Origin of the sequence: Flavobacterium supellecticarium (genome assembly GCF_004801375.1) — a bacterium.
GTDB classification, from domain to species: Bacteria; Bacteroidota; Bacteroidia; order Flavobacteriales; family Flavobacteriaceae; genus Flavobacterium; species Flavobacterium supellecticarium.
This window is the reverse complement of the sequence record NZ_SSNZ01000001.1, coordinates 246,727-265,847: the sequence shown is the minus strand read 5'-3', so window position 1 is coordinate 265,847 and position 19,121 is coordinate 246,727. Positions and strand designations below refer to the sequence as shown.

19 protein-coding genes and 1 riboswitch are annotated in these 19,121 nt (G+C 37.4%); of the genes, 6 read left to right on the top strand and 13 right to left on the bottom strand.

Annotated features, from left to right (window positions below; genetic code table 11):
- The first annotated feature begins 23 nt into the window (after nucleotides 1–23).
- Both E6C50_RS01345 and E6C50_RS01340 read left to right on the top strand, forming a co-directional pair.
- On the top strand, nucleotides 24–995 hold the full coding sequence (locus tag E6C50_RS01345; protein ID WP_136401406.1) for a deoxyhypusine synthase family protein: 972 nt from the start codon (nucleotides 24–26) through the stop codon (nucleotides 993–995).
- A gap of 97 nt (nucleotides 996–1,092) precedes the next feature.
- Nucleotides 1,093–1,530 (top strand): DNA primase, encoded by a 438-nt coding sequence (locus E6C50_RS01340; protein ID WP_136401405.1) that lies wholly within the window; start codon nucleotides 1,093–1,095, stop codon nucleotides 1,528–1,530.
- Between the two features lie 230 nt (nucleotides 1,531–1,760).
- Here E6C50_RS01340 and E6C50_RS01335 read toward each other — a convergent pair whose 3' ends face one another.
- From E6C50_RS01335 to E6C50_RS01320, 4 genes are all read right to left on the bottom strand, one after another.
- A complete protein-coding gene (locus E6C50_RS01335; RefSeq protein WP_136401404.1) occupies nucleotides 1,761–3,788 on the bottom strand; it encodes a hypothetical protein in 2,028 nt (675 codons plus the stop codon).
- 59 nt (nucleotides 3,789–3,847) lie between these two features.
- Nucleotides 3,848–4,594: a 3-oxoacyl-[acyl-carrier-protein] reductase gene (gene fabG / locus E6C50_RS01330; RefSeq protein ID WP_136401403.1), complete on the bottom strand. Its 747-nt coding sequence runs from the start codon at nucleotides 4,592–4,594 to the stop codon at nucleotides 3,848–3,850.
- 74 nt (nucleotides 4,595–4,668) lie between these two features.
- Nucleotides 4,669–5,988, bottom strand: coding sequence for a Na+/H+ antiporter NhaC family protein (locus E6C50_RS01325; RefSeq protein ID WP_136402046.1), 1,320 nt, complete (start codon nucleotides 5,986–5,988; stop codon nucleotides 4,669–4,671).
- 70 nt (nucleotides 5,989–6,058) lie between these two features.
- A riboswitch (SAM-I-IV-variant riboswitch) is annotated at nucleotides 6,059–6,154 on the bottom strand.
- A gap of 106 nt (nucleotides 6,155–6,260) precedes the next feature.
- Nucleotides 6,261–6,800 (bottom strand): hypothetical protein, encoded by a 540-nt coding sequence (locus tag E6C50_RS01320; protein WP_136401402.1) that lies wholly within the window; start codon nucleotides 6,798–6,800, stop codon nucleotides 6,261–6,263.
- A 193-nt stretch (nucleotides 6,801–6,993) separates the two neighbouring features.
- Here E6C50_RS01320 and E6C50_RS01315 point away from each other — a divergent pair, with 193 nt between their 5' ends.
- Both E6C50_RS01315 and E6C50_RS01310 read left to right on the top strand, forming a co-directional pair.
- Complete coding sequence (locus E6C50_RS01315) at nucleotides 6,994–7,530, top strand: Crp/Fnr family transcriptional regulator (RefSeq protein WP_136401401.1); 537 nt, start codon at nucleotides 6,994–6,996, stop codon at nucleotides 7,528–7,530.
- 56 nt (nucleotides 7,531–7,586) lie between these two features.
- On the top strand, nucleotides 7,587–8,141 hold the full coding sequence (locus tag E6C50_RS01310; RefSeq protein WP_136401400.1) for a DinB family protein: 555 nt from the start codon (nucleotides 7,587–7,589) through the stop codon (nucleotides 8,139–8,141).
- Nucleotides 8,142–8,253: 112 nt separating this feature from the next.
- On the opposite strand, the gene sucD is transcribed toward E6C50_RS01310, so the two are convergent.
- The 8 genes from sucD to E6C50_RS01270 form a co-directional block, all read right to left on the bottom strand.
- On the bottom strand, nucleotides 8,254–9,126 hold the full coding sequence (gene sucD, locus E6C50_RS01305) for a succinate--CoA ligase subunit alpha (RefSeq protein WP_136401399.1): 873 nt from the start codon (nucleotides 9,124–9,126) through the stop codon (nucleotides 8,254–8,256).
- Nucleotides 9,127–9,235: 109 nt separating this feature from the next.
- A complete protein-coding gene (locus E6C50_RS01300) occupies nucleotides 9,236–9,595 on the bottom strand; it encodes a nuclear transport factor 2 family protein (RefSeq protein ID WP_136401398.1) in 360 nt (119 codons plus the stop codon).
- Nucleotides 9,588–10,526, bottom strand: a complete 939-nt coding sequence (locus E6C50_RS01295) for a UDP-3-O-(3-hydroxymyristoyl)glucosamine N-acyltransferase (RefSeq protein WP_136401397.1) — start codon at nucleotides 10,524–10,526, stop codon at nucleotides 9,588–9,590. Before E6C50_RS01295 ends, E6C50_RS01300 begins: the two co-directional genes overlap by 8 nt.
- A gap of 57 nt (nucleotides 10,527–10,583) precedes the next feature.
- Nucleotides 10,584–11,150 (bottom strand): elongation factor P, encoded by a 567-nt coding sequence (gene efp / locus E6C50_RS01290; RefSeq protein ID WP_136401396.1) that lies wholly within the window; start codon nucleotides 11,148–11,150, stop codon nucleotides 10,584–10,586.
- A 43-nt stretch (nucleotides 11,151–11,193) separates the two neighbouring features.
- Entirely contained in the window at nucleotides 11,194–11,979 is a 786-nt protein-coding gene (gene lpxA / locus E6C50_RS01285) for an acyl-ACP--UDP-N-acetylglucosamine O-acyltransferase (protein ID WP_136401395.1), read from the bottom strand.
- 11 nt (nucleotides 11,980–11,990) lie between these two features.
- The gene (locus E6C50_RS01280; protein ID WP_136401394.1) at nucleotides 11,991–13,379 is read right to left on the bottom strand and encodes a bifunctional UDP-3-O-[3-hydroxymyristoyl] N-acetylglucosamine deacetylase/3-hydroxyacyl-ACP dehydratase; all 1,389 of its coding nucleotides are present in this window, start codon (nucleotides 13,377–13,379) and stop codon (nucleotides 11,991–11,993) included.
- A gap of 27 nt (nucleotides 13,380–13,406) precedes the next feature.
- Nucleotides 13,407–14,423 carry a UDP-3-O-(3-hydroxymyristoyl)glucosamine N-acyltransferase gene (gene lpxD / locus E6C50_RS01275; protein ID WP_136401393.1) on the bottom strand — a complete coding sequence of 339 codons (1,017 nt, stop codon included), beginning with the start codon at nucleotides 14,421–14,423 and terminating at the stop codon, nucleotides 13,407–13,409.
- Nucleotides 14,424–14,447: 24 nt separating this feature from the next.
- Nucleotides 14,448–15,689, bottom strand: coding sequence for an HD domain-containing protein (locus E6C50_RS01270; protein ID WP_136401392.1), 1,242 nt, complete (start codon nucleotides 15,687–15,689; stop codon nucleotides 14,448–14,450).
- 271 nt (nucleotides 15,690–15,960) lie between these two features.
- Between E6C50_RS01270 and E6C50_RS01265 the strand changes: the two genes are divergently transcribed.
- Together E6C50_RS01265 and E6C50_RS01260 are read left to right on the top strand one after the other, a co-directional pair.
- Nucleotides 15,961–17,082 (top strand): hypothetical protein, encoded by a 1,122-nt coding sequence (locus E6C50_RS01265; RefSeq protein WP_136401391.1) that lies wholly within the window; start codon nucleotides 15,961–15,963, stop codon nucleotides 17,080–17,082.
- 356 nt (nucleotides 17,083–17,438) lie between these two features.
- A complete protein-coding gene (locus E6C50_RS01260; protein WP_136401390.1) occupies nucleotides 17,439–18,077 on the top strand; it encodes a helix-turn-helix domain-containing protein in 639 nt (212 codons plus the stop codon).
- A gap of 119 nt (nucleotides 18,078–18,196) precedes the next feature.
- Here the strand turns inward: E6C50_RS01260 and E6C50_RS01255 are convergent, their stop codons facing one another.
- A complete protein-coding gene (locus E6C50_RS01255; protein WP_136401389.1) occupies nucleotides 18,197–18,832 on the bottom strand; it encodes a hypothetical protein in 636 nt (211 codons plus the stop codon).
- Nucleotides 18,833–19,121: the final 289 nt, after the last annotated feature.

Genomic DNA, 19,121 nt, shown 5'->3' with positions numbered 1-19,121 from the left:
CATTAACTTTAAATAATTAAGAAATGAGTAAAGGACCAATCAGTCAGTTTATTGAAAAGTATTATTTACATTTCAACTCTGCGACGGTAGTTGATGCGGCCAAAGCCTACGAAGCGCAACTACAGAACGGTGCAAAAATGATGGTGACATTAGCCGGAGCTATGAGTACAGCAGAATTAGGAAAGATTTTTGCTGAAATGATCCGTCAAGATAAAGTACAAATCATCTCCTGTACAGGAGCCAACCTGGAAGAGGATATCATGAACCTTGTAGCACACTCACACTACGAGCGTGTTCCAAACTACCGTGATTTAACACCTCAGGAGGAATGGGATTTATTGGAAAGAGGTCTGAACCGTGTAACGGATACTTGTATTCCGGAGCACGAAGCTTTCCGTCGTTTACAAAAACATATCCACAAAATCTGGAAAGATGCAGAAGATGCCGGAGAACGTTATTTCCCGCACGAATTCATGTATAAAATGCTACTTTCAGGATGTTTGGAAGAATATTACGAAATCGACTTAAAAGACAGCTGGATGTATGCTGCGGCAGAAAAAAACCTACCAATTGTTGTTCCGGGATGGGAAGACAGTACCATGGGTAATATCTTCGCTTCCTACGTAATTAAAGGCGAATTAAAAGCGACGACCATGAAATCGGGTATCGAATACATGACGTTCCTTGCCGACTGGTATACAAAAAACAGCGACAAAGGTGTTGGTTTCTTCCAAATTGGTGGTGGTATTGCCGGTGACTTCCCTATTTGTGTGGTTCCGATGTTGTACCAGGATATGGAAATGCACGATGTACCTTTCTGGAGTTACTTCTGTCAGATCTCCGATTCAACTACAAGTTACGGTTCGTATTCCGGAGCAGTTCCAAATGAAAAAATCACTTGGGGTAAATTAGATATAAATACACCAAAATTTGTAATCGAATCGGATGCAACTATCGTGGCACCGCTTATTTTTGCTTACTTATTGGATATGTAATTTTTAATGTTTGCCCTAAAAAAAACAGGATTTTTTATTTGAAAATACGATTTAGGATATTACATTTGAAACAACAACAAGCATTAAAAAACAACGAATGAAAAGAGTAATTGTAGATTACGCTAAATTAACAAATGAAATCTTAACGCTCCTAGTTGAGAAATTTCCAGACGGATACGATGATTCTGATGTTATCCGTTTTAAAAATGCTAAGAATGAAACAGTTGAAGCAGTTGAAGTACGAACTGAAGATACAATCTACTTAGTAAAAGTAAGTACTAAACTTGCTGACAGAATTGAAAATTTCGACGATGATGAAGATGATATCGCAGCAGAAGATACATTAGACATCAAAGGACTTGACATCGAAGATGGCGAGGATGACGACGCTAAAAAGTCGAAACCATCCAAACCTAAAAAATCTCAAGATGACGGAGATGAGGATGATGAAGATGATGAGGACTACGATGACGAGGACGATGATGAAGATCGCGATTATGACGAGGACGACGAAGAAGACGATGATGAAGAGTAAACCTTTCGGATTACAAACAAAAACCCATATAAAAAATCCTGATTTAGAAAAATCAGGATTTTTTTATTGTAAATCAAATCATAATTGAAAAATGGGATTAGCACTACAACACTACTCTGGTTTATAATAAGCAATGGCTATCCTTCTTCGTTTTACAGATCGATGCTATTTAAACAGGAAATAGAATATAGAAATTGATTCAGCAAAGTTTGCCAAAGGTAAAACGGATCTTATAACAGTCCGTTGTATTTCCGAACAAACCATTCTACCGCAAGACTTACTATTAAAATGATCAATAAACCTTTCCAATCGATTAAAGGCGATTGTGTAATTACGGCTTTTTGTACCGGAACATAATTCGGATTTTCGGATAAGACTTTGATTAAAGCATCCACCTGATTCGGATAATAGGCTTTACCGTTCGTATTCGCAGCCAATTGTGTCAATCGCGCTACATCCGGGTTTACGAATTGTTTTTCGATTTCAAAATCCAATACTTCAAAGTTGCCGCTATACGATGTTTTGGATTGGTTTTCTTTTACTACAAATCCATACTGACCTGCTTCAAGTCCGTCGAGGTTTACTTTGTATTCGCCATTCCCTTTTAGGAAGTCGTAATTTTTAACCGCATTGGTCTTTTTATTTTTTAATTGAATAGTAAGACGGGCATTTTCGTCGAATTCGTAGTTTTTATTAAAGTATTGTGCTGTAATTTCGATGGTTTCACCGGAATTATAAAAGCTTTCATGTTGGACAACCAACGATTTTTTTAAGGCATTTGAAGCCAGAAATTGTATTGTTTTATCGATAAAAATATCGAATTGTTCAAACGATTTGGTTTTCAGATGACTTTCGACACGCCATTTCCAGATGTTTTCACCAAAAAGATAGGCATTTCGTTTCGCGCCGTTTTCAGTAAAAACCAATAGCGGATTTCCGGATACAATGTTGCGGATTCGGGATTGCAATAAAACATTCGCATTACCGGTAAGGGTTATCGTACCAAATGGATTTTGCAACGGTGGCATTTGTTCAAAACCAATATTATCCAAAGCAAAGGCATTAAACTGCGGATTAAAATCGGCTGAGAAATCTTCTTTCTGACTACCCATTCTAAATTGAACTGCCGATTGCGATTGGTTTAACAGATTAAAATCCGTTTGCAAACCGGTGATCGTCCAGGTATTTAATTGCAAGTTTTTATTTAATTCCAACAGCTTTTTAAAATCCGCATTTGGTTGATACAAAACCAAAACATTGTAATCATTTAATGAATTGATTTCGTTTGGATTAACGATAGTTACTTTACGTTGTTGATTCGATTCGATTGCACGCTTTAACGCTCCTAAATCGGGATGATTTAAAGACGAAACCAATGCAATTTCCGACCGTTGATCGATAACTTCTACCGCAAAATTCTTGGTATTGTTGTATTTGTTTTTTTCGTTTTCGGCCGACATAATAACAGCTTTGTACGTCTGCACACCTACTTTATCAGCGTTAAGCAAAACCGAAATTACCTGCGCTTTTTTAGACGGACCAAAAGTTACATTTTGTTTATATACCGTTCCATTACCTTGCTGAATACTAAAAACGGCATTGACATTTTTGGTTCCGCTATATTGTAAAAAGACTTCAACCGGGAATTTATTTTTTAAAAATGCATATTTATTCACATTCAACTGGTTGATTTTCAAATCCAGGAATGTTGTTGTATCACCTAATACTAACGGAAAAACGGTTGTATTTTGCTGAAAACTATACACATAATCATTTCCAATCGTCTGATTCCCATCGGTCAGCACTACTACCGGATAATTCTGATTGCGGTAAAATTGCTTTAAATTTTGAGCTACCAGATCAATATGTGTTTGTTTTCCTTTAAAATCGGGTTGTTTTCCGGCTGAAAAATCGGCATCGAAAGTATACAATTGCACATCGTATTTCTCTTTTAAAGCACTGTTCTCTGCTATTTTTTCGGATAGTGATTTGGCCAGATCGCCCTGTTTTAGCTCGTGAATCGATTGGGAATTATCGACAATTACCGGCAAAGGTGTTTTTACATCCTGATAGGTTTTTCGGGAAATAACCGGATTGATCAGTAATATAAAAATGGTCAATAACGTCAGAAAACGTAAAAAAGCCAGAAACAGGTGTATTTTCGACCTGTTCCCGGCTTTGTATAAATATTGGTAAAACGCTAAACCAAAAGCAACACTAATAGCTAATATCAGCAATACAATTGTAGATGTTGTCATTATATATATTCGCTATTAAACTTTTAATTTTTAAGGTTTTACATTATTTCAATTAATAATTATGTCAACATACCTCCGTCAACATTTAACACCTGGCCGGTTACATAAGCACTCATGTCAGACGATAAGAAAACGCAAGCATTGGCTACATCTTCCGGAGTTCCACCTCTTTTTAACGGAATGTTTTCTCTCCATCCTTTTACAACGTCTTCGTTTAATTTGGCTGTCATTTCTGTTTCGATGAATCCCGGTGCGATTACGTTACAACGGATATTTCTGGAACCTAATTCCAAGGCTACCGATTTTGAGAAACCGATTACACCTGCTTTAGAAGCCGCGTAGTTAGTTTGTCCAGCATTTCCTTTTACTCCAACCACCGAACTCATATTGATAATAGAACCCGCACGGTTTTTTAGCATAATCTTCTGAACCGCTTTCGTCATGTTGAAAACCGATTTTAAGTTTACATCGATTACGCTGTCGAAATCCTCTTCCGAAATACGCATTAAAAGGTTGTCTTTTGTAATTCCCGCGTTATTGATCAGAATATCAACATTTCCGAATTCTGTAATTACATCATCTACTAATTTCTGAGCTTCATTAAAATCGGCTGCATTCGACTGGTATCCTTTTGCTTTTACACCCAAAGCCATTAATTCGTTTTCTAAAGCTTTTGCTGCTTCGGCAGAAGCACTATAGGTAAAAGCTACATTAGCACCTTGTTTTGCAAATACTTCGGCTATTCCTCTTCCGATTCCTCTACTCGCTCCTGTGATGATTGCGGTTTTTCCTTCCAGTAATTTCATATTACGATTAAGTTTGTTTATTTGAAATAAGTAACAAATATAACAATTCGGTTTTTAATCTGTCTGTAATACCGCTAAACTTTAAAGAATTTATTGGTTAATCGATCCCAATAACGGCTATAGATCGCTATAAGTGTAAACAAAAACAGAAAGACGACATACCAGGTATTTCCGATCAGATCGAAAAAGCCAAGTTTTCCACCGGCAAAGTTCAGTAATAACAGTACCTGAGCGCCATATGGCAGAATCCCTTGTACCACACAGGAGAAGATATCGAGTATGGTCGCCGTTTTACGCGGACTCAGATGGTATTCGTCGTTGATTTCTTTGGCAATACTTCCTGTAATCACTATCGATACCGTATTATTCGCAATGGCTAGGTTTACAAAACTCACCAACGCACCGATACCCAGTTGTGCCGATCGTTTATTTTTTACTCTCGCTTTGACCGTCTTTAGTACGTAGTTGATCCCTCCCGCCTGTTCGACAAGCGCGGCCAATCCGCCGGTTAACATCGACAACAGGAAAATGTCGGTCATACTGGTAAATCCTTCGTAGACAATTTTTGTAAAATCCAATACCGCAAAGTCATTCCCCGCTAATCCAATGATTCCCGCTACCACAATACCGGTTAGCAGTGTTACAAAAACGTTTATCCCTACTACTGCCAAAACAATTACGAGTATATAAGGCAACAGATTGATCCATTCGTACGTTCCTTTTTCGATCACTACTGATGTCGCTTCGCTGTTAAAACCAAAAAATAACAATAGTAAAACGGTGATCAACGCCGCCGGTAAAGCGATAAACAAATTGACTTTGAATTTATCTTTCATTTCACAACCTAACGATTGGGTGGCTGCAATGGTTGTATCGGAAATAATCGACAGGTTATCCCCCAACATCGCCCCGCCTAACAACGATCCGCCAATTAATGGTAAAGAAGCACCACTTTTATCAGCCAGATTAACCGCTATAGGTCCTAATGCCACTATCGCACCGACCGAAGTTCCGGTTGCTGTAGACAAAAAGGACGCAATCAGGAAAATACCCAACGGAAAATATTCCGAATTAATATGATTGATTCCCAGATTCACAACCGAATCGACACCACCCATAGCCTTCGTCACACTGGCAAAAGCCCCGGCCAATAGGTAAATAAGACACATAGTCATGATTTTACTGTCGCCACATCCTTTGATCAGTGTGTCGACTTTATCGGAAACAGAGGGTTTAAATAACAGAAAGGCTGCAATAATTCCGGTTAACACCGCTACCGGAGACGGAAAAGCGTAAAAATCGTCCAGCAGTATTCCGGCTCCTAAAAAAGTAAAAATAAATACGAATAACGGCAGTAAGGCTAACGCGCCGTTTTTTGTTTTGTTTTTTTTCATCATCGATTGCTTAGAAATTAAATAAGCTCACGAGACAAGCAAAACTGAACCAGAAAATAGTGTATGAAAAAATAACAACATTTTTTCCAACAGAATTGGCTTATCGTTTTAGCACCTTGCTTGTTGTTGCAGGTTGCTATCTCTTATGAGATTCGTGATAACTGATGCAAATATAAAAGCTTTTTTGCTCAATTATCACTTAATACGCTTTTTTATTAAAAATAAACCATGTAAGAACAATTATTCAACATTTGACAGTACCTTACTTCTTTTTATACATGTCTTACACTATTATTGTTTTTTTCCGTATCAATCGATAGCGAACAAAAACCAAAATACTGGCAAATCTGTAGTGCAATATTCGGAACCGAGAGTGCTTTAAGGGTTTCTTTTATTATTTTCAGAAGTTTTTCAATTTCCGTACGTGTGCCTCCAAAAAAATCTTCGATTCCTTTGATAAATTCAGAAGCCAAAATCAAAGCTGGTATATCTGCAATATCGATGAACCCGGTGTAGGACAATAAGGTATAAAGCAGTATCATTACTGCTACTTTACAAATCAAGCATTTATTAAATAGAGGTCGGAATTTTCGAATATTCTCGTTAAAAACTGCAACGAAATCATCATTAAACCGAACTCTTTTTAAAATCTTTATGTTAAAATTATTCATCAAAGAGGCGTACGGATTTTCAAAAAAAGAATCCCTGTTTTCAGCGTGATCTAAACTGATTTCCAGTTTTTTCATTTCCTCTCGTAGGTTTTCGATTTCGTCGTTCGAAAAAGGCTGAAATGCGTATTGTTGTCCTTCCATATTGTTATTTTTAGTTCTGTTATCTTTATTTGTAATATAAATATAGACAATTTGTGCTATCTTAATTTTGTTATCAAAAATAATTACCTGATTTACAACACCATAATCACTTTAAAAATAAAACCTCTTACCCTTTCTATTTTAATATCTTTGATAACATTCTTTTTATGATGATAACACAATTGTTTCCTATATGAATGCTATCGAAACTTTATATACTTTATTATTAGAAAACAAGCTTTGGGAAACCGAAACGATTTTTAAACGAAATGCTTACCTGATAACCGAAGGCAGTCTGGATTCGACTGTTTTCTTTATTGTTGAAGGTAGCGTCCGGGTGTTTACCGTTGACACGGAAGAAGAAAATACCATCCGGTTTGGTTATAAAAATTCGTTTGTTACGGCCATTGATAGCTTTTTCACGGACAAACCTACACAGTTTTATATTCAGGCACTGAAAAAATGCACCGTTCGAACCATCTCAAAAAGAAGTCTGCTGAATTTTATAGAAAGCGATCTAACGCATTTAAAATTATGGAATACAATACTCGGTCAGCTGATACTCCAACAAATGGAACGGGAAAGAGATCTGCTAATGGCTTCGCCTGTCGATCGGTATAAAAGTGTTTTAAAACGAAGTCCGCAGGTTTTTCAGGAAATTCCGGATAAATACATCGCCTCCTATCTTCGTATGACAGCCGAAACTTTATCGCGCATTAAAAAGTCTTGATTTGTATCAATTTTTATTCGTCCGTCATATCCGAATTTTGTATAAATATTTAAACGATGGAAACAAAGCAACTACTGGACGAATTAACCACAATAACCAAAAGTAATATTGAAATTGCGAATTCTTTTAAAACTAATAATCCGAAAACACTTAACTGGCGGCAATCGGAAAAAAGCTGGAGTATTTTGGAATGTCTTGAACATCTGAATCGTTATGGTGATTTTTATCTGCCGGAACTAAATCGTTGTATTGCAAAAGCCCGTTATAAAAAGCCGCGATTGTTTTATAAAACCGGAGTTTTAGGCGGTTATTTTGCCCGAATGATGAAAGCGGAAAGTCAGTCAAAAATAAAATCATTAAAAAGTTATAATCCTATTGGAAGTCAACTGGATCAAGGTGTTCTGGATGTTTTTATTACGCAACAGGAAACGTTATTGCTTATTCTTGATCAGGCACAGCAAGTTGATCTGATCAAAAACAAAACTGCTACTAGCCTGAGCAGGCTTATTCGTTTGCAATTGGGCGATACCCTATCGTTTCTAATTTATCATAACGAACGTCATATCAAACAGGCTTCGAATGTTTTAAAACAGTATTCAACAAATATTTAATGATCCAATATATAACACCTGACAGGTTTTCGAAACCTGTCAGGTGTAGCAAATAGCGATAAAAAAAGGGCCGTCTAAACAGACAGCCCTACATTTTTATAGTAACCGGGAATTAACCCAATACTTCTTTTACTTTTTTACCGATTTCAGCCGGAGAATCTACTACGTGGATTCCGTTTTCTCTCATGATACGTTTTTTAGCTTCCGCAGTATCATCAGCACCACCAACAATCGCACCAGCGTGACCCATTGTTCTTCCTTTCGGAGCGGTTTCACCAGCGATAAATCCGATTACTGGTTTACGGTTTCCGTCAGCTTTGATCCAACGTGCTGCATCCGCTTCTAATTGTCCACCAATCTCTCCGATCATGATGATACATTCTGTTTCCGGATCGTTCATTAATAATTCTACCGCTTCTTTCGTTGTAGTTCCGATGATCGGGTCACCACCAATTCCGATAGCTGTAGTAATTCCTAAACCTTGTTTTACAACCTGATCAGCTGCTTCGTATGTTAAGGTTCCTGATTTAGAAACGATACCTACAGTTCCTTTTTTGAAAACGAAACCTGGCATGATACCAACTTTAGCTTCACCCGGAGTGATTACACCCGGACAGTTAGGTCCAACTAAACGACAGTCTCTGTGTTTAATATAATCATAAGCTTTAATCATATCGGCTACCGGAATACCTTCTGTAATCGTGATGATCACTTTGATACCCGCATCCGCAGCTTCCATAATTGCATCAGCAGCAAAAGCTGGCGGAACGAAAATGATAGTTGTATCAGCACCTGCCTGATCAACAGCGTCTTTTACCGTGTTGAAAACCGGACGGTCCAAATGGGTTGTTCCTCCTTTACCCGGAGTAACTCCACCTACAACGTTACTACCATATTCAATCATTTGCGTAGCATGGAAAGTTCCTTCGCTACCTGTAAATCCTTGAACAATTATTTTAGAATCTTTATTTACTAAAACACTCATGATATTTTTTTTATATTATTTTTAAAAACTGTGTTGCAAAAATAGGGTTTTGAACGTAATCGAAGAAAGTTTTTTCAAACTTTTATCGGCTAATTTTTATTTTTTTCGCCTAGTTCAACTGGCTCATCTGGTAAACCTTATAGAGCTTATCGTCTTTTAGTTCACAGATCACCATAAAATGCGCTAAAACCATCTCTTCGTTTGGATTTTCAATTGGTGCCACATAATGGGTATACTGTAGCGATACCTTATCATTGTCTTCCAAAATATGGTTGATTTCGATTCTTGATGCGATATACGATTTACTCAGTTCTGTTGCCAGTTCCAGTAAATCCTGCTTGTCCAGTTGTAAAAAGCCTTTGGAACTATGCCAGTTAAAAATGATTTCATCGTGTAGAAACTCGTCCATTAAACTTCTGTTTAACGGTCCATTTGACAGATAAAATTCTTTAACCCGCTCCTTATTCATTTTTATTGATTTGTGTTAGAATTTGCGGAATCTTTTTCACATAAGCAAGCTGTTTTAGTTTTTCCCTTGACTCTTCGGCCGGATAACCAAAATAAACTTTACCACCTTCCAGTGATTTCGAAACTCCGGACTGTGCCAGAACAACCGCTTTTTCACCTATGGTAATACCACTGGTAGTTCCCACTTGTCCCCAAAGTGTTACTTCATCTTCAATGATCACACATCCGGCAATTCCGGTTTGTGCCGCGATAAGACATTTTTTACCAATTACCGTATCGTGTCCGATATGTACCTGATTGTCTATTTTAGCGCCTTCGCGAATGGTTGTATCACCGGTAACACCTCTATCGATGGTACACAAAGCTCCGATACCAACGTTATTTTCGATGACCACACGACCACAGGAAACCAACTGATCAAATCCTTCCGGACGTTTTTTATAATAAAACGCATCCGCTCCCAAAATACTACCGGCATGGATAATCACATTATCACCGATTACCGTATCATCGTACAAGGTAACATTAGGATGAATCAGGCAGTTTTTACCAATCACCACATTATTTCCGATAAAACAGTTCGGTTGAATTACGGTACCTTCGCCAATAACAGCAGTATCCGAAATAGCAACTCCTGTTGCTTTAAACGGTTTAAAGTGACGTGATAATTTATTAAAATCGCGGAACGGATCGTCCGACAATAAAAGGGCTTTCCCTTCAGGACATTCCACTTCTTTATTAATCAGAACTATTGTTGCAGCCGATTGTAATGCTTTGTCGTAATATTTCGGGTGATCCACAAAAACAATGTCACCCGGTTCAACCACGTGAATCTCATTCATTCCCATTACCGGGAATTCGGCATCACCAATAAATTTACAATCAATTATCGCAGCGATTTCACGTAAAGAATAGGTTCTTGTAAATTTCATACTATAGTAAGATAAAATTGGGCAATATAAAATTGCCCAATAAAAATATAAATAAAATTATTCTTTTACCCGTTCCATATAAGAACCGGTAGCCGTATCGATTTTAATTTTATCCCCTTCGTTAATAAACAAAGGAACGTTAATCGAAGCTCCTGTTTCTACTTTTGCCGGTTTGGTAGCATTGGTAGCGGTATTTCCTTTAACTCCCGGTTCTGCATAGGTTACTTCCAATACTACAGATGCCGGCATATCTACTGATAATGGTGCTTCCGTTTCGGCATTGATCTGAACCATTACATTTTCTCCTTCTTTTAATAAATCCGGAGCATCAAGGATGTTTTTATTTAAAGCAATCTGCTCATACGTTTCCACATTCATAAAGTGAAAATCTTCTCCTTCCGCGTATAAAAACTGGAATTTATGTGTTTCTACCCGAACTACATCAATTTTGTGCCCTGCCGAAAAAGTATTATCCAATACTTTACCATTGGTTACACTTTTTAATTTTGTTCTTACAAATGCAGGTCCTTTTCCTGGTTTTACGTGTAAAAATTCTACAATTTTATAAATATCGTTGTTGAATTTGATACATAATCCGTTTCTAATATCAGCCGTACTCGCCATTTTTTATTTTGTTTGTTTATTTAAAAATCTATTTGCTTACTTATTAATATATACCGGTATACCCTTTCATTACTCCTCTTGAGGAGTTACGAATGAATAAAATGATTTCATCGCGCTCCGGAGTAGCTTCCATTTCGGCTTCAATAATGCTTAAAGCCTGAGTGGTATTATAATTTTTCTGGTATAAAATTCTGTAAATATCCTGAATTTCTCTGATTTTTTCAGTAGAAAAACCTCTTCTTCGCAATCCCACTGAGTTGATTCCCACATAGGATAATGGTTCTTTTGCAGCCTTTGTAAATGGTGGAACGTCTTTACGTAAAAGTGACCCTCCGGAAATCATGGCATGTTCACCGATATTGATAAACTGGTGAACTGCTGAAAGTCCGCCGATGATGGCAAAATCGCCAACCGTTACGTGACCTCCCAAAAGTACGCCATTTACAATTATTACATTGTCTCCGATATGACAATCGTGCGCAATATGCGCCGTAGCCATAATAAGACAGTTTTTACCTATTTTAGTAACACCGGATGCTATTGTTCCACGGTTTACCGTAACACATTCCCGAACCGTGGTATTGTCTCCGATAATAGCCAAAGAATCTTCACCTCCGAATTTTAAATCCTGAGGAACTGCCGAAATAACGGCTCCCGGGAAAATATTACAGTTTTTCCCAATACGGGCACCTTCCATAATCGTCACATTGGAACCAATCCAGGTTCCCTCCCCGATTTCAACATTATTATGGATCGTTGTAAAAGGTTCAATCACCACATTTTTCGCAATCTTTGCGCCCGGGTGTACGTATGCTAAGGGTTGATTCATACTTTGCTTGTTTAATTCTTTTTCACGATTTGTGCCATCAATTCGGCTTCGGTGACTAATTTTCCGTTGGAGTAAGCACTGGCCTGCATATGACAAATTCCTCTGCGAATTGGTGATAACAGGTCTAACTTGAATACCAGTGTATCGCCCGGTAATACTTTATTTTTAAATTTCACATTGTCAATTTTCATAAAGTAAGTCAGGTAATTTTCCGGATCCGGAACCGAACTTAAAATAAGGATTCCTCCGGTTTGTGCCATCGCTTCCACGATTAAAACACCCGGCATAACCGGCGCTCCCGGGAAGTGCCCCACGAAGAAATCTTCGTTCATCGTTACATTTTTCAAACCAACCACATGCGAATCGGACATTTCCAGAATTCGGTCTACCAACAAAAATGGTGGACGGTGTGGCAACATAGACATAATTTTGGTTACATCCATTAACGGTTCTTTGTGAAGATCATATACCGGAACCTGATTGCGTTGTTCTGTTTTAATAATTTTCGACATTTTTTTCGCAAATTGTGTGTTTACATAGTGTCCCGGTTTATTTGCGATTACTTTCCCTTTGATTCGGGTTCCGATTAAAGCCAGATCGCCAACCACATCCAATAGCTTGTGACGGGCGGCTTCATTCGGGTAATGTAACGTCAGGTTATCTAAAATTCCGTTTGGTTTTACAGAAATTTTTTCTTTTCCGAATGCTACTTTTAAACGCTCCATTGTTTCCTGCGATATTTCTTTATCTACATAAACAATAGCATTGTTCAGGTCGCCTCCTTTTATCAATCCGTGTTCCAACAAACTTTCCAGTTCGTGTAGGAAACTAAATGTTCTACAATCTGCGATTTCGGTTTTAAATTCACCGATCGATTTCATGGTAGCATTTTGCGTTCCCAATACTTTGGTTCCGAAATCAACCATAGTGGTTACCTGATATTCGTCGGCCGGCATCACGATAATCTCGCTACCCGTTGCTTCGTCGGTATAGGAAATCACTTCTTTTACCACATAAACATTTCGTTCGGCATTTTGTTCTTCAACACCGGCTTTTTCGATTGCTTCAACAAAATATTTTGATGACCCGTCCATAATTGGTGGCTCTGAGGCATTTAATTCAATAATAACATTATCAATATCACATCCTACTAATGCGGCCAGTACGTGTTCGGACGTTTGGATTTTAACGCCTTTCTTTTCAAGGTTGGTCCCTCTTTGCGTATTTACAACATAGTTGGCATCCGCTTCAATAATCGGTTGTCCTTCCAAGTCTACCCGTATAAAGGTGTAACCATTATTCACAGGAGCCGGTTTAAAGGTCATGGTTACTTCCTGACCTGTATGGAGCCCTACTCCTTTTAATGAGATTTCGTTTTTAATGGTTGTTTGCTTAACCATGGCTTAAATTTTGGTTTTATTTTGTTGCTATTTTTTTCGTTTTAAATCTTCAATATCTTTTACGATTTTCGGCAGGTTTTTAAAAACCACATAAGATTTGCTGAAATCGCCGTAATTAAACGCCGGACTTCCCTGTATGGTTTCAAAATCTTTTACACTTCGGGATACTCCGGACTGCGCCTGTATCTTAACATTGTTTCCAATCGTGATATGACCTACGATACCTACTTGTCCGCCGATCATACAATTTTTACCGATTTTAGTCGATCCGGCTACTCCGGTTTGCGATGCAATTACGGTATTCTCACCGATCTCCACATTATGCGCAATTTGTATCTGATTGTCCAGTTTTACCCCTTTACGGATAACCGTCGATCCTAACGTGGCACGGTCAATCGTCGTACAAGCCCCAATATCGACATTGTCTTCGATGATCACATTACCAATTTGCGGCACTTTATTATAGACTCCTTCTTCGTTTGGTGCAAAACCAAAACCATCGGAACCAATAATTGAACCCGAATGGATCACACATTTTTTACCGATTTCGGTTTCGGAATAGACGCGTACACCGGCAAATAATATGGTATCATCACCTATTATTACATTGTCGCCCACAAAACTATTCGGATAAATTTTTACATTATTTCCGATTTTCACATTGGCACCGATATAACAAAAACTTCCCAAATACAGATTTTCCCCATACGTTACATTATCAGAAATAACCGAAGGCTGTTCGATTCCGGACTTCATCAGTTTTACCTGATTGTAATATTCCAGTAATTTGGAAAAGGATTTATAGGCATCTTCTACTTTAATAAGTGTCGTTGTAAGCTCCTGTTCCGGTTCGAAAGTAGCATTAACGATTGTAATCGTCGCCTGTGTGGTATATATATAATTAAGGTATTTCGGATTGGCTAAAAAAGTTAACGATCCCTCCGTACCTTCTTCTATTTTTGCTAATTTATAGACTTCGGCCGCGGGATTCCCAACAACTACTCCTTCTAAAATACCTGCAATTTGTTCAGCTGTAAATTTCATCCCGACAAAAATATAAAATTTAATTTAATCTAAACTTCCTAAAAGTACTTTTGGAAAACAGATATAGTATTTGGTAACCGGTTTGGACAGGGCTTTCAGATTCATTTGGTCGGATGCTTCCACAACATCTTCTACCGTTCGGTCTTTTTTCAGGATCCGAATCGGCTCCCCAGCTTTATTATAGGCCTGATTTTTAATTTTTCCTCTAAAAACAAAATACTCTGCTTCTTTTTCACTCATCGGATGTATCAGCAACCATCTCTTTTTTAGCACTTCCACTTCCGAATTTTCTACTTTTTCCGACACCATACGAATCTTAAGCAAATCGCGATTGATAATCATTTTACTTAAGGAAGCCAACACGAAATCATCGTGAAACTGCCATGTCTTAATCGCACTCATAATGTCAAAGTCATCTAATTGGGCGAATTTGTCCAGTATATCGTTATCAAAATCCTCTAATGTCACCTTGTGTGTCATAAAAAATTGTAATGGTTTGCTACATTCCGGAACCTGTCCTTTTTGTGCCAGTTCTTTGGCCCGCTTTAATATTTTAGTTAGCGTTAATTCTGCCACCACACTGGTTTTATGTAAATACGCCTGCCAATACATCAGTCGACGTGCACCTAAAAATTTTTCTACCGAATAAATTCCTTTCTCTTCGATAACCAACAGATCGTTTTCTACATTCATCATCTGAATCAGACGTTCGGAATTAATATTTCCTTCGGCTACGCCACTATAAAAGCTATCCCGTTTCAGGTAATCCAAACGATCCATGTCCAGCTGACTCGAGATAAGCTGCAACATAAACTTCCGGTGATAATCACCTTTAAATACCTGAATCGCCAAACTGAGCTTTCCTTCAAATTCTTCATTGAGACGGTTCATAAACAGCATGGAAATCTCCTCATGATGCACATCTTCCACAATACTGTGTTCCATCGCATGCGAAAAAGGACCGTGACCAATATCGTGTAATAAAATGGCAATATACAAAGCCGTTTCTTCCTCATCCGAAATAACAACACCTTTAAAACGCAATACCTGAACTGCTTTTTGCATGATATGCATACACCCCAAAGCATGATGAAAACGGGTATGATGCGCTCCGGGATAAACCAGATACGACATCCCCATTTGCGAAATACGTCGCAAACGTTGAAAATAAGGATGCTGAATCAGGTCGTAAATTAAGGTATTTGGAATGGTTATAAAACCATATATAGGATCATTCAGAATTTTAAGCTTATTGATTTGGCTCACCGTATAATTGAATTAGATTAACAAATATAAAATAAAAAACAGAAAATTATTTTCAATTTCAATCATATTTCGTCTTACCGCTGTTATACATCCAAAATTAGCTGCACGAATATTTTTATAAAACACTCATTTTGCGAATAAAAAAGTAGAATTACCTATTTTTTAAATCCGTTTTTTACCTAAATTAGTAGTACTAAATCACATAGTTATACGCAAAATGCGATTTATTAGAATTTCAAGATCCATTATCAACTTCTAATTTTTGCCTAATATGAGATTATCCCTTCTTTTTATCGTAGCTTTATCTTGTGTTTCTGTATTTGCTCAGGTCGGCATCGGTACTACAACTCCAAAATCGAGTCTGGATATTTCCATCGCAAACAGTCTAACTCCTACAAATACCGATGGAATTTTAGTCCCCAGAGTCAATAATTTTCCAGCTTCAAATCCCAGTGCTACCGGTTTATTGATTTATCTGGACGATACCGATAATAACGATCCGCAACCCGACGGTTTTTATTTTTGGAATAAAACACGATGGAATTATGTTTCCGGATGGAATTATTATGGCAACGAAGGGACTTCCCCTTCTACCGCTGCCATCGGAGTAGCCGCAAATGGCGATTATATCGGTACAAAAGACAATACCGATTTTGTAGTTGGAACCAACGGTCTGGAACGACTTCGCATTACGGCTGCCGGAAATATTGCCATTGGAAAAACCAATCCTACCAAACGTCTCGAGATTAATGCCAATAACGATTATGTGAAATTTGAAAATCTCGCTACCAAAACAACCTCTACTAAAACTTTTTTTATGGTGCGTGACACAAATAACGAGGTCGGTTTATCGGAAGTCGAAAATGTAGCCGGTCAATTAATACGTATCGGACTGAATACAGCGGCTTATGACACTACCGAAAAAGCCATCCGTTTTAAAGATAATAACGACGCTACCGAAATGGGCGGCAACAATTTTATCAATACCGTAACCGGAAGCTCCTTTACCGAAGGAGGCAATCAGCCAAGCGATAAGGATTTTATCAATTTACCTCCTGGAACTTATAAAATAACACTAAAAGCTTCCTATACCAATGGCAGTAGCGGCTTATTAAGTCTTTCGACCACCAATAATATCATCTTTCGTTTTTATGTAAACGGTACGGAATACTCCCGTCAGTATTCCAATTTTAACGCTACCGGACTTTTAAGCTTAGGGATTGCAGCCGACTTAGTAAAAAACGATTGTATTTTTACTGACTTTCTTACCCTGACAGCCGCATCTACTCCGCTTTATTTTTCGGTTCAAAACGATGGATCCGTACCTTATACAATTACCGGAAAATCCGGCAGTGGTTATCGTTCCATTATTCTTGTCGAACGTTTGCGTTAGCACTTTCCTCCCATATCTACCTGCCATTTCTTTATGATAAACCTTAAAGGAATGGCATTATTTTTCCTATTTTTCTTATAAAAAATAACGTCTTGCGATTTTTAGTAAATAATTGTGAAAATTATGTTCCCAGAAACCAAAAAAGTAATTATTTTTGTTCTGTTGTAAAAATTACGGAAAAACCGTAATTCAAATTCAAAATTATTTATATACGTAAATTAATTTCATTTTACAGCGCAGTTAAAAAAAGAACACCTTATTGTAAAAAAAACAATTTTCCTTACAATCATGGCATATTTTTTGACAAAATAGTTTAGGAACAGTTAATGAATTGATAATTATATTAGAACCTGAAAATGCAAGAGGGAAACATACAAACCGCGAAAAGTATCTTAACGCGTGTTAAAAAGGTCTTTAAAATAAAAACAGATGCACAATTAGCCGAATTACTGAATATTAAGCCGAACACCATCTCTAGTTGGAAGAAGCGAAATACACTCGACTATGAATCCATCATCGCGCAATGTAACAAAGCTAACATTGATCTGAACGAGATTTTCCTTGGAAATGAGAACTTCAACTTTAAGAAAAAAACAACACCAATTATTACGAAAGAGATGCTTTTTCAATATACTACCGGTGATTTAAATCTTGAAAGAAGCGATATTCCAACTATTAATATCCCATTTTTGCAACAAAAACGTTCGATGGTATTTCAGGTGAATACTTCCGAAATGGAACCGGATATTAAAGAAAATACTTTTGTAATCTGCGAAGAAGCCAGCGCCAACGATATTGCCAGCAATTCGTACGCGGTTTTGATCAGCAAAGAAAAAGGATTGTATATGTCTAAAGTTTTACAAAATGAAACTGACGAATCGCAATTAACACTTATATCACGAAAAGAGTCGATCTTTTCTGCTAAAAATGAGATCAAGAAAGACAAAATAGATGAGATTTGGAAAATAAAAGGTGTTCTTGATATCTTTAATTAAAAGGAGTCCACTGTAGAACTGCCCCAAATAGTGTCTAACTTTTTGAGGGCAGCTCTATAGTGCTCTTTTTTTACTACTTATCCAGCCAATCTCATTTTAAGGTCAGCTAGTCAAGTCTTTTATCTTTTTTTCTTTGCCGGAGCGGCACTTGCCGAAACGTTGTTTACATATTTTTTATCCGTTGGATTATAAGTCATACGGCTTTCCTGTGATTTGTTTTTTAGAATCACATCCCCTTCTCCGGTTAGTGTAAACTCAAAACCTTCTCTTCTCATTCGCTCCTGTGTTTCGGATGCATTTTGTCCTTTATCCAGAAATACGATTTCCTTAATTTTTGTCGTGGTTTGCACATTACTCAATATTTGTGTTTTGGTAGCCGGTTCCCATATTTCCGAATAGGTACTCAACGCCTCTTCGTTTTTGGTTTTGGTTTCGGTAACGTTTTTTTCGGTCCACGTAATACAACATAGCGGCGTGTCTTTTGCTTTAAAGGCTGTGATCTTACAGTCGGTAGGCAACGCTTTGTCGATCGCTTTTACCAGTAAAGTATCTTTTTTAGCTCCTTTTTCATTTCGGAAAACATAAAAAGTCTGTTGGTTTTTATTCTTGATCAATTCTGCGGTAAGATCATCTGCTTTTGCCAATACGGTTGTCTGACTTTTTGCAGCCGGTGCCTTTCCTCCTGCTTTTTTCTTCTGACTGTACATACCAACTGTAAACAGCAACGATACAGCCAAAATAACATATTGTTTCATAATGGGGTGATTTGGTTGAATATAGGCAATGTACAAAAAAAACAGTTACGAATGATTCCGAATATTTTTACAACATTTTTTTTGATTTTATATCATTTTATAAAGAACACAACAGTCACAACTCTCGTTAACACCGCTACAACTGACAGGTTTAAAAACCCGTCAGAAGCTTGCAGTGCTTAGGGAAACCCCACTTTATGAAAACTACTATTTTTTCAATTGTTTGAGTACTATTGTAATTTTAATTCGATATCGTACAACATACATTCATAAACATTCCTTAGTGCAA